This window comes from Kitasatospora sp. NPDC004289 (assembly GCF_053602875.1).
This window is the reverse complement of the sequence record NZ_JBSGEL010000017.1, coordinates 22,191-35,357: the sequence shown is the minus strand read 5'-3', so window position 1 is coordinate 35,357 and position 13,167 is coordinate 22,191. Positions and strand designations below refer to the sequence as shown.

Here is a 13,167-nt window from a genome sequence, read left to right as displayed (position 1 = left end):
GGCGAGGAGACCGCTCCTAAGCCCCCGGCTCCCAGGGGGCCGGGCCGTCGAGGAGGTGGGGGCGGCCCTGGTGGTACAGCTCGGCGTCGACCTGCTTCAGGCGGCGGAGCTCCGGGGGCTGGTGGAGCTGGTGGACCTCGGCCGGGGCGGCGGGGTGGCGGGCGGCCTCCAGCAGGGCGTTGACCGCGAGGCGGGCGGATTGGTTGGCGCCCTCCATGGTGGCGAGGTTGACCGGGCAGCGGACGTGGTCGCCGGCCAGGAAGAGGTTGGGGGCGGCGGTGACGGCGGACGGGCGGGCGGCCCAGGAGCCGGTGGTGTTGATGAGCAGGGCCTCGTCGTTGACGGCCGGGCCCGGGCCGTCGAGGCCGCGGACGGCCGGGTCCAGGTGCCAGGAGTGCAGCTGCTCCTGACGGAGCCTCGGGCGGCCGGGTCCGTTCAGACCGTCGCAGAGCTGGGCCCAGACCTCGGCGGCCACCTCGGCCCTGGTGCACTCGCGGGCCGGTTTGCCGTAGAGGATCCCGGGGGTGTCCCAGGCGGAGACGTCCACCGAGAGGCAGTCCGCCACCGTGCCGTCCCCGTAGGTGGCGCGGAAGTCGTGGTCCCAGAACTGGGCCTGGCTGATCGAGGTCAGTGCCCAGGGCGAGTCCAGGAAGATCACGTGGCCGTGGACCACCGGCACCGGCTCGCGCAGGTAGAACTGGATGCCCACCATCCAGTCCGTGCGCAGCTCGGTCACGCTCTTCAACTCCGGGTCGGCGGTGGCCAGTCCACGCTCCAGCAGGGCGCCCAGCCGGTCCACCGGGAGCGCGCAGACGTACCAGTCGGCGGTCAGCTCCTCGCGCTCGCCGTGCGGCCCGCGGAGCACCGCGCCGGTGACCGCGCCGCCCGAGACGGTCAGCCGCTCCACCCGTCGGCCCAGCTCCAACCGCACGCCCAGGGAGGTGAGGTGACGGACCCACGGGTCGATCCAGGCGGTGCTGGTCGGGCCGTTCAGCACCCGGTCGGCCGGCTGCACCTCGCCCCGGCCGAGGAAGCCGTAGCAGAAGGCCTCCAGGAAGCCGCCGACGGTGTGGGTGCTGCAGACCTCGGCCCGGGCCGCCACCACCGTGCGGGTGGTGCCGACCACGCAGGCCTTGCGGTACTCCTCCGAGGAGCCCTCGGCCCGGCTGAAGTCCCACCAGGGGGTGTGCTCCCACTGGCCGAGGCGGCGCTCCTCGCTGCTGGTGATGTAGACCAGCAAGCGGTTGGCGTAGTAGAGCAGTTCCTCGGAGGTGAGCCCGGTGCCGTCGGTGCCCAGGCCGATGGCCCGCAGGAACTCCAGCGGGCTGCGTGCCCCGGCGGCCAGTGAGACGTCGGTGAGGCGTTCGCCGACCCGGCCGGAGCGGGCGGAGAGCATGTGGGTGGCCTCCCGCAGGTTCCCGGCGACCCCGTCGGGCTGCCCGGCGAGCGGTATCCGGCGCAGGGTGTCCGGGAGGCTGCGGTAGAAGCCGGGGAAGAAGCGGAAGCCGTGCTCGCTCGGCAGGTCGAGCCGTCCGCCGGTGCCGGTACCGGGCACCGAGGAGCTGCGGGCCTTGCCGCCCCAGCCGGTCGGCTCCACCACCGTCGCCTCGAAGCCGCGTTCGGCCAGTTCCGTCGCCGCCGTCAGCCCGGCCACCCCGCCGCCGAGCACCGCCACCCGTCCACCCCTGGCCGCCACAGTCCGGTCCCCCCGCTCCGTACCCGCCCCCGTGCGGGGCGCTCGGGCCCGATTCGATCATGCGGAGGGGGCCCGTCGGAACGGCCCGGAGATCCGCCCGGGTGTGGAACCGGAGCGGCGGGGGTGACGGGCGGTCAGGCCCGCCGCAGCGCCTCGGTGAAGGCCTTGGCCCGGCGGGTGATCTCGGCCCAGTCCCCGGCCGCGACCGCCGCCGGCGGCACCACGTCGGTGCCCGCGCAGACGGCGAGCGCGCCGTGGGCCAGGAAGTCGGCGGCGTTGCCCGCGTTGACCCCGCCGGAGGCGACCAGCGGGACGCCCGGGTAGGGGCCCTGGAGGTCCTTGAAGTAGCCGGGGCCGAAGGCCTTGGCGGGGAAGACCTTCACGGCGGCGGCGCCCAGGTCCAGCGCGGCGGCCACCTCGGTCGGGGTGAGCGCCCCGAGCAGGACGGGGGCGCCGGCCCGGTGGGCGGCCTCGGCCACCTCGGGGCGCAGGCCGGGGGTGACCAGGAAGCGGGCCCCGGCGTCCAGGGCCTCGGCGGCCTGGTCGGCGGTGAGCACGGTGCCCACCCCGACCGGGTGGGCGGCCGCCGCGGCTCGGGCCAGGTGGGTGGTCACCTCCGGGGTGGTGAAGGTGAGTTCGGTCCAGCCGATGCCGCCGGCCGCGAGCGCCTCGCAGAGCGCGGCGGCGTCGGGTATGTGCGGGGCGCGGACCACGGCGATCACCGGGTCCTCGGCGAGCGCGGCCCGCAGGGCGGCGGGGGAAGGCAGAACGGTGGTCATCGGGCTCGGGTCCCTTGTTCGGTGCGGCGCAGGGCCCGGCCGGGCAGCGCGCCGGTCGGTCGGCCCTGGGAGAGGACGGGGCGGCCGTTGACGTAGACGTGCTCGATGCCGACGGCCGGGGTGCGGGGGTGGTCGAAGGTGGCCGCGTCCCGGACGGTCTCCGGGTCGAACAGCACCAGGTCGGCGTGGAAGCCGGGGCGGACCAGGCCGCGCCGGTCCAGCCGCAGCCGGCGGGCCGGGCGGCCGGTCATCCGGGTGACGGCCTGCTCCAGCGTCAGCACGCCCAACTCCCGCCCGTAGTGGCCGAGGTAGCGCGGGAAGGTACCCCAGGCCCGGGGGTGCGGGCGGGCGCCGACCAGCAGGCCGTCGCTGCCCGCGGTGTGCGCGGGGTGGGCCATCACCTCGCGGACGTTCTCCTCGTGGCCGACGTGCTGGAGGATGGTGGTGGCGAGGCGGTCCGCGATCAGCAGGTCGAGGAACACCTCGGTGCCGGACGTCCCCGCGGCGTCCGCGAGTTGGGCCACCGTACGGCCCACCCGGTCGGCCAGTGCGGGCTCGCCGACGCCGGAGACCTGGATGGTCTCCCAGTCGGTGACCACCCCGTGGCAGCCGTCGCTGCCCTTCTCCTCCACCTCGATCCGCACGCCCTCCCGGACGGCCGGGTCGGCCAGCCGGGCCAGGGTCGCGTCCGGGCCGCCCTCGGTGGCCCAGCTCGGCAGCAGGGCGGCCAGGGTGGTGGAGCCGGGCAGGTAGGGGTAGCTGTCCAGGGTGAGGTCCACCCCGTCGGCCAGCGCCCGGTCCACCAGCTCCAGCAGCTCGCCGGCCCGGCCCCGGTTGACGCCGAAGTTCATCGTGGCGTGGGTCAGGTGGAGCGGGCAGCCGGACCGCGCCGCGATCTCCACCATCTCCGCGTACCCCTCCAGGGCGCCCGCCCCGTAGGAGCGTTGGTGCGGCGCGTGGAAGCCGCCGTAGTGCGCGACCACCTCGCAGAGCGAGACCAGCTCCTCGGTGTCCGCGTACATCCCCGGGGTGTAGGTCAGGCCGGTGGACAGCCCGACGGCGCCCTCGGCCATCCCCTGCGCCAGCGTCCCGCGCATCCGGCTGAGCTCGGCCGGGGTCGGCGGGCGGTTCTCCCAGCCCAGCGCCAGCATCCGCAGCGAGCCGTGCGGCACCAGGTAGCAGGCGTTCACCGCGATGCCCGCGTCGAGGCGGTCCAGGTACTGGCCGACGCTGCGCCAGCTCCAGTCGAAGCCCTCCGGGTCGCCGTTCCAGCCGGCCAGCTGGCGGCGCAGGGCGGGGAGGGTGGCGTCGTCCACGGGGGCGTAGGAGAGGCCGTCCTGCCCGAGCACCTCGCAGGTGACGCCTTGGGTGACGCGGGACGGGTGGTCGGGCTCCGCCAGCAGTCGCAGGTCGGAGTGCGCGTGCATGTCGATGAAGCCGGGCGCCAGCACCAGGCCGTCGGCGTCGATCACCTGACGGGCGCTCAGGCCGGGGCCGATCTCCTCGATCAGCCCGTCGGTGACGGTGACGTCGGCCCGGTACCTCGCAGCGCCGCTGCCGTCGACGACGGTGGCGCCGCGGAAGAGCAGATCGGCCATCAGAAGAAGGTCCGCACCAGGTCGACCACCTGCGGCTCGGCCGCGTCGGCGTCGTCCAGCACCGGGATGAGCTGCCACTTGTCGAAGGCGGTGCACGGGTGCGACAGCCCCAGGCGCACCACCGCGCCGACCGGGGCGGCCTCGCCGGCGCCGCGCAGGAAGCCGTGCTGGTCGTTCAGCGCGGTGACCGTGGCGTCCTTCAACTCCTCGCCGCCCCGGACCAGCTGCGGCTCGGGCAGGCCCTCGTCGAACGGGAAGTCGCGCTTGCCGCCGTCCAGCAGGCTCAGCTGCGGTTCGGGGTGCGAGACCACCCGGGCCCAGCCGTGCATGGCGGAGCGGAACGGGCGGCCCCGGCCGTCCCGGGCCAGCGGGGAGATCCCCCGGTAGAAGCCGTCGTCGTGCACCAGGTAGGCGCCGGAGCGCAGCACCAGCGGGGCGCCGCCGACCTCCCGGGCGACCGGGGCCAGCTCCTCCACCACGGTGTCGAAGTAGGCGCTGCCGCCGGCCGTCACCAGGGGGTGCGGGCCGGGGTAGTCGTCGGCCAGCGAGCGGTGCAGGTAGGCGAGTTGGCGCAGGTAGTCGCGGACGGTGTCCAGCCCCGCGCGGCTCGCGTCGTGGGCCAGTGCACCCTCGTAGCCGCAGACCCCGGCGAGCCGCAGGGCGGGGGAGCGGAGCACCTCGGCGGCCACCTCCAGGGCCTCCGGGACGCCGCGGGCGCCGGTGCGGCCGTGCGGGCCGCCGAGCTCGACCAGCACCTCCACCGGCCGCTCGGCGGCGGCGGTGCGCAGCGCCCGGTCCATCAGCCGCACGCTCGCCACCGAGTCCACCCAGGAGACCACCGCGAAGTCCGGGTCGGCCGCCAGCTCGCCCGCCAGCCAGGCCAGGCCGGCCGGGTCGAGCAGGGTGTTGGCCAGCAGCACCCGCTGCACGCCGAAGGCCCGGGCGACCCGGAGCTGGGAGAGGTTGGCCAGCGTGATGCCGTGGCAGCCCGCCTCGATCTGGGACTGCCAGAGGGCGGGGGCCATGGTGGTCTTGCCGTGCGGGGCCAGTGCGACCCCGGCCTCGTCGCACCAGGCCGCCATGGTGCGCAGGTTGTGCGCCAGGGCGCCCGCGTCGAGCGTGAGCATCGGGGTGCCGAGCTGGGTCAGGCGCGGCCCGGTGGCCAGGTACTCACGGGCCGTCAGGCCCCAGGCGGCGGGCGGCAGCGCCTTGAACCGCCAGTCCAGCCGCTCCTCGGCCAGGGCGGCCACCAGGCCGCCGTCGATCCCCGGTCCCTCGACGCTGGTGGCGTAGCACTGCGGGCCCACTGCTGTACCTCCGGTGAAAGTTGCAACATGTGCAACGGTGATTGCGCATGTTGGTATGACGGTTCTAGCATTCGGGCCGGGCGCAGTCAACGGACCGCCCGGTCACAGGGGAGTGCACACCATGACTGTTCACCACGCGGGTGCCGGAGCGGCCCAAGCGGTCTGCATCGGTGAGTCGATGGCCGTGCTGCTGCCGGACCGTCGGGGACCGCTGGAGACGGTCACCTCCTTCGCCCCCGCCGTCGGCGGCGCCGAGTCCAACGTCGCCTGCGCGCTGGCCGCCCTCGGCGTGCCCACCGCCTGGGTCAGCCGGGTCGGGGAGGACGGCTTCGGCCGCCGCCTCACCGGGGAGCTGGCCGCCCGCGGGGTGGACGTCTCCGGCGTGCTCACCGACGCCCACCGCGCCACCGGCGTCTACCTCAAGGAGACCGGCGGCACCGACCACCCGCACGACCTCGGCCCCGGCCGCAGTCGCCTGCACTACTACCGCAACGGTTCGGCCGCCTCCGCCCTCTCCCCGGCCGTGCTCGCCGAACCGGCCGTCGCCCGGCTGCTCGACGGCGCCCGGCTGCTCCACCTCTCCGGCATCACCCCCGCCCTCTCCGACGACTGCCTGGCGCTGGTCCGCGCCCTGCTCGCCGACCGCCGCCCCGGACGCCTGGTCAGCTTCGACCTCAACTGGCGCCCGGCCCTGTGGCGGGACCGCGACCCGGCCGTGCTGCCCGCCCTGCTGGACGCCGCCGACGTGCTGCTGCTCGGCGCCGACGAGGCCGAGGCCGCCTTCGGCGCGGGCGAGCCCGGGAAGCTGCGCGAGCTCTTCCCCTCGCCCGGGGTGCTGGTGGTCAAGGACGCCGCCCACCAGGCGAGCGAGGTGGGCAAGGACGGCAGCGCCGTCACCGAACCCGCGCTGGCGGTGGAGGTGCTGGAGCCGACCGGCGCCGGGGACGCCTTCGCGGGGGGCTACCTGGCGGGCACCCTGCGGGGGCTCGGCGGACGCGAGCGGCTGAGGCTCGGTCACCTCTGCGCCGCCTCCGCCCTCACCACCCCCGGGGACCACGGCGTGCTGCCGCCCGAGCGGGTGATCAGCGCCCTGCTCGCCGCCTCCGCGGAGGAGTGGGCCGCGACCCGGGTGACGGCGGATGGCATCGTGTCCCCTGTCCTGCCCTGACGTGCACCACGGAGCCCGAGCCGCCATGAACCAGACCGCCGTGAACCCGACATGAGCCAGACCGTCACCCGCGCCCTGCGCCTGCTCGCCGAACTCGGCGAGGGCGAGCGCTCCCTGGACCAGCTCGCCGAACTGATCGGGGTGCACAAGACCACCGTGCTCCGCCTGCTCCAGTCCCTGGAGGAGGAGCGCTTCGTCTACCGCGACGCCGCCTACCGCTACCACCTGGGCGCCGGCCTGTTCGCCCTGGCCGGGCTCGCCCTGGAGCAGCGCGGCATCCGCGCCGTGGCCGCCCCCCACCTGCGCGAGCTCAACGCCGCCACCGGTCAGACCGTCCACCTGGCCGCCTACGAGGGCGGCGAGGTGGTCTACATCGACAAGTACGACTCCCGGCACCCCGTGCGGATGTACTCCCGGGTCGGCCTGCGGGCCGCCCTGCACAACACCGCCGTGGCCAAGGTCCTGCTCGCCGACCTCCCGCTCGCCGAGCGGCGCCGGGTGGTGGAGACGATCGAGTACACCCGCCACACCCCCCGCACCATCACCGACCCGGCCGCCCTGCTCGCCGAGCTGGACACCGTTGCCGCCCAGGGCTGGGCCCAGGACCACGCCGAGCACGAGTCCTTCATCAACTGCGTGGCCGCGCCCGTCCGGGACGCCACCGGGCGGGTGGTCGCGGCCGCCTCCATCTCGGTGCCCGACGTTGTGCTCCCGTACGAGCGGGTGCTGGAGCTGGTGCCGCAGCTGCGCGCCACCGCCGCCGCCATCTCGGCCGACGCCGGGCTGCCCCCCAAGACCCCCTGATGGTTCCTCAGCAAGGAGACTGACCGCATGTCCGAGAAGACCGAGATCCGCACCGACGGCGCCCCCGCCCCCGCCTGGATGTTCTCCCAGGGCGTCCGCAAGGGCCCGATCCTCCAGGTCTCCGGCCAGGGCCCGCAGGACCCGGCCACCGGCGAGTACCTGTACCACGGCGACGTGAAGGCGCAGACCCGCCGCACCCTGGAGAACGTCAAGGCGATCGTCGAGGCCGGCGGCGGCACCGTGGAGGACGTGGTGATGTTCCGCGTCTACCTCACCAAGCGCTCCGACTTCCCGCTGATGAACGAGGTCTACGCCGCCTTCATCGAGGAGAACGTCAAGCCGGGCGGGGTGAAGCCCTGCCGCACCACGATCTTCTGCGAGCTGCCGCAGGAGCCGATGCTGGTCGAGATCGACGCCCAGGCGGTGCTGGACTGACGGCGGGTCAGGGCCCCGCTCAGAAGACCGGGACGCCGTCCGGCCCGGCGGGCGGCACCCAGCCGACCGCCGAGGCCCGGTGCTCCGTGAAGGCGGACAGCGCGTCGTTCTCGGCGAGGCGCCGCTGCACCCGGACGAAGTGCTCGGGATCCCGCAGGTAGGCGCAGAACACCAGCCCCTCGTCCTCCGGGCCGTCCCGGTACCCGTAGCCGAGGCGGAGCATCCGGGCACCGCCGTCCTGGCGGGGGCTGGCCAGTCGGACGTGCGAGGTGGCGGGCACCACGTAGCGGCCGTCCGGGTACTTGGCGTACAGGTCCGGCTCGTCCCGCTCGACGCTGCCGCCGAGCGGGCTGCCGTCCTCCCGGCGGCGGCCGAACACCTCCTCCTGACGCTCCGTCGGGAGGCCGGTGAAGCCGGCCACGTCCATCGCGATCCGCCGGTACACCAGGTGGCAGCCGCCCGCGTACGGGCCGTCCGTGAGCCAGATCCGGTCCCGCTCGGCCCGCGCCGGGTTGGCGGTGCCGTCCTTGAAGCCGAAGAGGTTGCGCGGCGTCTCGCCGGGCGCGGTCGGCGGCAGCTCCCCGGCCTGCCGCCAGCGCGGCGTCAGCAGTCCGGCCGCCCGGCCGTCCAGCACCGCCGCCGCGCCGTCGAGCTGCTCCGGTCCCTCGGCCCCGCAGAGCTGGACCAGCACGTCCGCCCCGCTGCGCGCCGGGTCCAGCCGGTCGCCCGGGAAGGGCGGCAGCTCGGCCAGGGCGGGGGCCGCCAGCGGCAGGCGGTGCAGCGCGCCCGGGCCGAGGGCCAGCGCGGCCCGCGGGTTCCCGTCCAGGGCCCTGGTCCAGGCCGCGACCAGGGCGCGCAGCGCGGCCGCGCCGGCGCTGCCGGTGACCGCCTCCGGGAGGTCGTAGGCGAGCACCAGGGTGCGGGGCGACTGCGGCTCGGTGAGCAGGAGTTGGGGCCGCACGGCGGGTGAGGGCTCCGGCGGGGGCGGCGCCCCGGCCGTCGTCCTGGTGGCCCGGGGCGCGGTGGCGGCGAGGGCGGCACCGGCGGTCAGGGCGGCGGCGCCGCCCAGGACCAGGCGCCGGGGGAGCGGCGGGCGGGGGGACGGGGAGGAGTGCACGGTGGCGATTGAACCCCCTGGGCGGGACGGCTGCGAGCCGTGCGCCGCCGTCGTGTCGTCGGGAGCGGCCGGTGCGCGCCGGGGCGCCGGTGCCCGGGGCGGTGCGGGAGCGCGGGCGTCCGGGCGCCGGGGCGTTCCCGTCGGCCCACCCCGGGCGGTGGGGGATTCCGCCCGTCCGGACGAGCGTGCGCTCGCCCGGACGGGAGCTCACGGTGAGGGTGCGGGCGTGGGCTGCCCGGCGACCTCCCACGGCGTGGCCGGTACCCGCTGCGCCGCCCGAGGCTCCGTCAGGTCCACCGTCACCGGCCGCGGCAGGCCGTCCACCCGCAGCTGGAACCTGCGCAGGTTCCCGTCGCCGTCCACCCAGTAGGAGAGCCGGGCCCCGCCGTCGGCGGCCCCCTTGGGCAGCGGCCCCGAGAACACCCCGTAGAGGTGGCCGCCGTCCAGCCGCTCGTCGCGCAGCCAGCGGGCGCCGGACTGGGCGAGCAGCTGGGCGTTGTCGGGGCGGTCGGCGCCGAGGACCATCAGGACCCGCAGCGCCGCGTCCAGGGGGTCGGTGGTGTACGCGCGGGCCGACCAGGCGGTGGGCGGCATCGACTCCGCCGCGTGCGCCGCCTCCGGCAGGGTCCTCCGGTTCCCGTCCGGGGCCACGCCCAGACCGGTGGTGTCCCAGGCGACCAGCCCCGCCGCCCCGGTGGCCGACTCGTACGCCCCGACCGCGTGCCCCGTCCGGTAGTCCACCAGCCCGCGCACCTTCGTCCCGGCCTCGCCGTCCGGCACCTCCACCTCGACCACGACCGGGCTCGCCGTGTAGCTGGTCAGCCGGGACAGGGCCAGCCGCGCCGCCTCGTCGGTGGTCACCGGCCGGCTCGGAGCCGCCCCGCCGCCCCGGGCCGCCACCCCGCCCACCACCGCCGCGGCCACCAGGCCCGCCCCGGCCACCACCACTGCCGTCCTCCTGCCGCGCACCGCACACCCCTCGCCTCTCGCCTGCCGGGCCGTCAGTTCAGCGCCCGGTGGTCGGCGCGGCAAAGGAACGCGCCCCGCACGGCGGCCGGTTCACCCGCTCGGGCCCCGTACGGCGGAGGCGTCGAGCAGGACCTGGTTCCTGGTCCAGCAGTCGGACGTCCGGGTGCCGACCTCGGCGCCGCAGGCCGCGCAGACCAGATTGGGCCCGTTCAGACCGTCGAGCCGGCAGCAGCCGTCGAGGCGGTCCTCGTCCGGGTGGAGTGCCGCGCCCGGCAGGTCGTCCGGGTTCAGCACGAAGCACCCCGCCGCCTCGTCGACCGTGAACGTGCCCGGCGCCATCACCGGCTTCGCGGTCCCGCGCCGGTCCCGCTGCCCGGCGTCACGGGCCGGCCGGGCCCGGCGGAGCGCGGTGGTCAGGGGCGCGGCGCAGGCCGAGCAGGTGAAGACGGTCATCCCGCCATTGTGCCCGCCCGCTGTCCTCGGCTCGCGGTTCACTGCTCACGGGGCGAGCAGCTCCGACGACGACTCGCCGAGTACCTCGCGGAGCACCGGTTCACACCGTACGCCTGAAGGCGTCCCTCAACTCTCCTGGGAGGATCCTCTCCTGACGCACCGACAGCCGTCCCCCGAGGTCTGTCGGTGCCCCGCCGTACGGTCCCGGCATGGATACCACCACCGCCCCCGCAGGGGCCCGCACCTGGCCCGACGCCGTCGGACACCCCGGTCTGGACGGTGCCCCCGTCACCTGGGTCACCCCCGCCCTCCGGGACGCGCTCGCCGCGCTGGCCGCCCACCTCGATCCGCTCTCCACCGCGGCCGACCCCGACGCCGGTGCCTGCGACGCGCTCCGACTGGTGCTCGCCGCCGCCTACGACACCGGTGACCCCGGCGAACCGCGCGGCCAGCTCTACGTCACCCCCGCCGTCGCCCAACTCGGCCACCGGCCCGTCTGGATCCACCGCTCCCGCCCGGGCGGCCCCCTCACCGCTCGCTTCCCCACCGACCCCTGGCCGGACTGACGCCCGGTCAGTCGCCCCGCAGGCGGGTGGCGATGGCCCGGGCGCAGGCCGGTGCGGGGGTGCGGGTCGTGTCGACCTCCAGGTCGTAGCGCACGCCCACGTGCACCGGCCCCGCCTGGGAGGCCGCCATCCCGGTGACCCGGTCGCCGCGCAGGCGCTCCCGCCGGGCGGCCTCCTCGGGCTCGCAGCGGACCCCGACCCAGAGCGCGTCCATCCCCTCCAGGGCCTGCTGCCAACGGAGTTGGGACTCGGCCCCGCCCAGGAACACATCGTCCACCACGACCCGCGCCCCGGCCCGGGCCGTCGCCACCACCCCCGCCATCCAGGCCGCCTCCAGCACCCGGAACCCGGCCCCGACCTCCACCCCGCCGTCCTCGGCGAAGGCGATCCCCTCCTCCCCCTCCCGCAGCCGCGCGGGCAGCGCCTCGACGAACCCGTCGATCCCGAACGCGAGCCAGGGCTCGGGCAGGGCCGCCTGCAGCTCCCGCACGATGCTCGACTTCCCGGAGCTGGAGCCGCCGTTGAGGATGATCACCCGAATCGTCATGCCCCCACCGTAGGCGCCGCCCGGGCCGGTCCGGACTCCTCGCGGAAGGTTTCGCGGTACGTGCGCGGCGGGACCCCGACGTGCGCCTTGAACAGGGCCCGGAAGTTGGCCGGGGTGCCCAGGCCGCAGCGGCGGGCGACGGCCTCGACGGTGAGGTCGCCGGAGGTGAGGAGTTCGCGGGCGCGGGCGAGCCGGGCGTCGAGCAGCCAGCGCATGGGCGGCTGGCCGGTGTCGGCGTGGAAGCGGCGGATCAGGGTCCGCCGGGACAGACCGGCCCGGTGCGCCAACTGGTCGACGGTGAGCGGTCGGTGGAGGTTGCGCAGCGCCCAGTCGTACAGGTCGGGGACGGACGAGGACCGGGGCCGCACCGGCAGGTCGATGAACTGGGCCTGGCCGCCGGTGCGGTGCGGGGCCGCCACCAGCATGCGGGCCTGACGGTTCGCCAGGTGCGGGCCGTGGTCGCGGCGGATGAGGTGGAGGCACAGGTCCAGGCCGGCGGAGACGCCGCCCGAGGTGAGGACCTGGCCCTCGTCGACGTACAGCTCCTCGGGCACGACCGTCACCCGCGGGTACCGCCTGGCCAGCTCGCGCGCGTACAGCCAGTGGGTGGTGGCCCGGCGGCCGTCGAGCAGGCCGGCGGCGGCGAGGGCGAACGCACCGGTGCAGATGGACGCGATGCGGGCGCCGCGGGCCGCCGCCTCCGCGAGCGCGTCGGTCACCGCGGCACCGGGCACGGTCGACTCGTGGAAGCCCGGGACGATCACGGTGTCGGCGGACGCCAGGCGGTCCAGACCGTGGGCGACGTGCAGGGCGGGGCCGCCGTGCACCTGGACGGGGCCGGGCCTCTCCGAGCAGACCGAGAGGGTGTAGGGCCCGTCCGGCCAGCTCCCGAAGGTCTGCCAGGGGATCCCGAGGTCCAGGGCGAGGACGTTCTCGAGGGCGAGCACGACCACGTGGTGCGTCCCGCCCGAGCTCTGACCGGTCATGGCACGATGCTATCGCTGCATGGCACGCGTGCCACTGACGGAGGGGCTCACCGCGCTCCTAGGGTCGCCTCATGGACACCGAAGACCGCATCCTGCCGATGCTTCCGGATACCCCCGTCACCCGTGCCGCCCTCGAACTCGTCCGGTCGTGCGAGAGCGCGCCCGTCGCGAACCACAGCATCCGCAGCTACCTGTTCGCCGCGCTGGCGGCCGAACACGAGGGGCTGAAGGCCGGTGCCGACTTCGACGCCGAACTCCTCTTCCACGCCTGCGTCCTGCACGACCTCGGCGCCTCGCCCTCGGCGCCGGGGCTGGCGCGCTTCGAGGTCGAAGGCGCCGACATGGCCGCCCGCTTCCTCACCGAGCACGGCTACGGGGCCGACCGGACCGACCTGGTCTGGGAGGCGATCGCCCTGCACAGCTCGGGCGGCATCGCCGAACGCCGGGGCGCACTGGCGTACCTGACCCGGCGGGGCGTCGGCCTGGACTTCGGCGTCGGCAGCGAGTTCGTCACCGACGCCCAGGGCGAGGCCCTGCACGGCCGGTACCCGCGACTGGACATGGCCACCGCGCTGGTGGACGACATCGTCCGGCAGGCCGCCCGGTCGCCGGAGGCCGGGGCCCGCTACACCCTTCCCGGCGAGTTCCTCCGCGAGCGCGGCGAGCCGGGCGGCGTCACCGCCGTCGAACGCGCGGCGCGGGCCTCGCGCTGGGGCTCCTGACGGTAGGTAGGCCGGGCGGC

The 13,167-nt window shown here is 75.8% G+C and carries 14 protein-coding genes; 5 read left to right on the top strand and 9 right to left on the bottom strand.

Annotation, left to right across the window (positions count from 1 at the left end; translation table 11 throughout):
• Nucleotides 1–16 precede the first annotated feature (16 nt).
• The 4 genes from ACWEPF_RS13860 to ACWEPF_RS13845 all read right to left on the bottom strand — a co-directional run bounded on the left by ACWEPF_RS13860 (nucleotide 17) and on the right by ACWEPF_RS13845 (nucleotide 5,380).
• Nucleotides 17–1,696, bottom strand: a complete 1,680-nt coding sequence (locus ACWEPF_RS13860; protein WP_452172692.1) for a hydroxysqualene dehydroxylase — start codon at nucleotides 1,694–1,696, stop codon at nucleotides 17–19.
• Nucleotides 1,697–1,830: 134 nt separating this feature from the next.
• Nucleotides 1,831–2,475, bottom strand: a complete 645-nt coding sequence (locus ACWEPF_RS13855; protein ID WP_452172691.1) for a bifunctional 4-hydroxy-2-oxoglutarate aldolase/2-dehydro-3-deoxy-phosphogluconate aldolase — start codon at nucleotides 2,473–2,475, stop codon at nucleotides 1,831–1,833.
• Complete coding sequence (locus tag ACWEPF_RS13850) at nucleotides 2,472–4,073, bottom strand: N-acyl-D-amino-acid deacylase family protein (RefSeq protein WP_452172690.1); 1,602 nt, start codon at nucleotides 4,071–4,073, stop codon at nucleotides 2,472–2,474. The genes ACWEPF_RS13855 and ACWEPF_RS13850 overlap by 4 nt, the downstream gene beginning before the upstream one ends.
• On the bottom strand, nucleotides 4,073–5,380 hold the full coding sequence (locus ACWEPF_RS13845; protein ID WP_452172689.1) for an amino acid deaminase: 1,308 nt from the start codon (nucleotides 5,378–5,380) through the stop codon (nucleotides 4,073–4,075). Before ACWEPF_RS13845 ends, ACWEPF_RS13850 begins: the two co-directional genes overlap by 1 nt.
• Before the next feature lie 121 nt (nucleotides 5,381–5,501).
• Here ACWEPF_RS13845 and ACWEPF_RS13840 point away from each other — a divergent pair, with 121 nt between their 5' ends.
• From ACWEPF_RS13840 to ACWEPF_RS13830, 3 genes are read left to right on the top strand one after another with little or no spacing between them, the layout of a single operon-like run.
• Complete coding sequence (locus tag ACWEPF_RS13840) at nucleotides 5,502–6,548, top strand: sugar kinase (protein ID WP_452172688.1); 1,047 nt, start codon at nucleotides 5,502–5,504, stop codon at nucleotides 6,546–6,548.
• A gap of 51 nt (nucleotides 6,549–6,599) precedes the next feature.
• Complete coding sequence (locus ACWEPF_RS13835) at nucleotides 6,600–7,352, top strand: IclR family transcriptional regulator (protein WP_345282520.1); 753 nt, start codon at nucleotides 6,600–6,602, stop codon at nucleotides 7,350–7,352.
• A 27-nt stretch (nucleotides 7,353–7,379) separates the two neighbouring features.
• Nucleotides 7,380–7,787: a RidA family protein gene (locus tag ACWEPF_RS13830; protein ID WP_452172687.1), complete on the top strand. Its 408-nt coding sequence runs from the start codon at nucleotides 7,380–7,382 to the stop codon at nucleotides 7,785–7,787.
• A gap of 19 nt (nucleotides 7,788–7,806) precedes the next feature.
• Here the strand turns inward: ACWEPF_RS13830 and ACWEPF_RS13825 are convergent, their stop codons facing one another.
• The 3 genes from ACWEPF_RS13825 to ACWEPF_RS13815 all read right to left on the bottom strand — a co-directional run bounded on the left by ACWEPF_RS13825 (nucleotide 7,807) and on the right by ACWEPF_RS13815 (nucleotide 10,326).
• Nucleotides 7,807–8,904: a Dyp-type peroxidase gene (locus tag ACWEPF_RS13825; RefSeq protein ID WP_452172686.1), complete on the bottom strand. Its 1,098-nt coding sequence runs from the start codon at nucleotides 8,902–8,904 to the stop codon at nucleotides 7,807–7,809.
• Between the two features lie 207 nt (nucleotides 8,905–9,111).
• Entirely contained in the window at nucleotides 9,112–9,873 is a 762-nt protein-coding gene (locus tag ACWEPF_RS13820; RefSeq protein ID WP_452172685.1) for a hypothetical protein, read from the bottom strand.
• A gap of 90 nt (nucleotides 9,874–9,963) precedes the next feature.
• On the bottom strand, nucleotides 9,964–10,326 hold the full coding sequence (locus tag ACWEPF_RS13815) for a hypothetical protein (RefSeq protein ID WP_380149738.1): 363 nt from the start codon (nucleotides 10,324–10,326) through the stop codon (nucleotides 9,964–9,966).
• A gap of 209 nt (nucleotides 10,327–10,535) precedes the next feature.
• On the opposite strand from ACWEPF_RS13815, the gene ACWEPF_RS13810 reads away from it, so the two are divergent.
• A complete protein-coding gene (locus ACWEPF_RS13810; RefSeq protein WP_380149739.1) occupies nucleotides 10,536–10,892 on the top strand; it encodes a hypothetical protein in 357 nt (118 codons plus the stop codon).
• A 7-nt stretch (nucleotides 10,893–10,899) separates the two neighbouring features.
• Here the strand turns inward: ACWEPF_RS13810 and cpt are convergent, their stop codons facing one another.
• Together cpt and ACWEPF_RS13800 are read right to left on the bottom strand one after the other, a co-directional pair.
• Nucleotides 10,900–11,439: a chloramphenicol phosphotransferase CPT gene (gene cpt / locus ACWEPF_RS13805; protein ID WP_449797805.1), complete on the bottom strand. Its 540-nt coding sequence runs from the start codon at nucleotides 11,437–11,439 to the stop codon at nucleotides 10,900–10,902.
• Entirely contained in the window at nucleotides 11,436–12,425 is a 990-nt protein-coding gene (locus ACWEPF_RS13800; protein WP_452172684.1) for a GlxA family transcriptional regulator, read from the bottom strand. Before ACWEPF_RS13800 ends, cpt begins: the two co-directional genes overlap by 4 nt.
• Before the next feature lie 71 nt (nucleotides 12,426–12,496).
• Between ACWEPF_RS13800 and ACWEPF_RS13795 the strand changes: the two genes are divergently transcribed.
• Nucleotides 12,497–13,147, top strand: a complete 651-nt coding sequence (locus ACWEPF_RS13795; protein WP_380149742.1) for an HD domain-containing protein — start codon at nucleotides 12,497–12,499, stop codon at nucleotides 13,145–13,147.
• Nucleotides 13,148–13,167 lie beyond the last annotated feature (20 nt).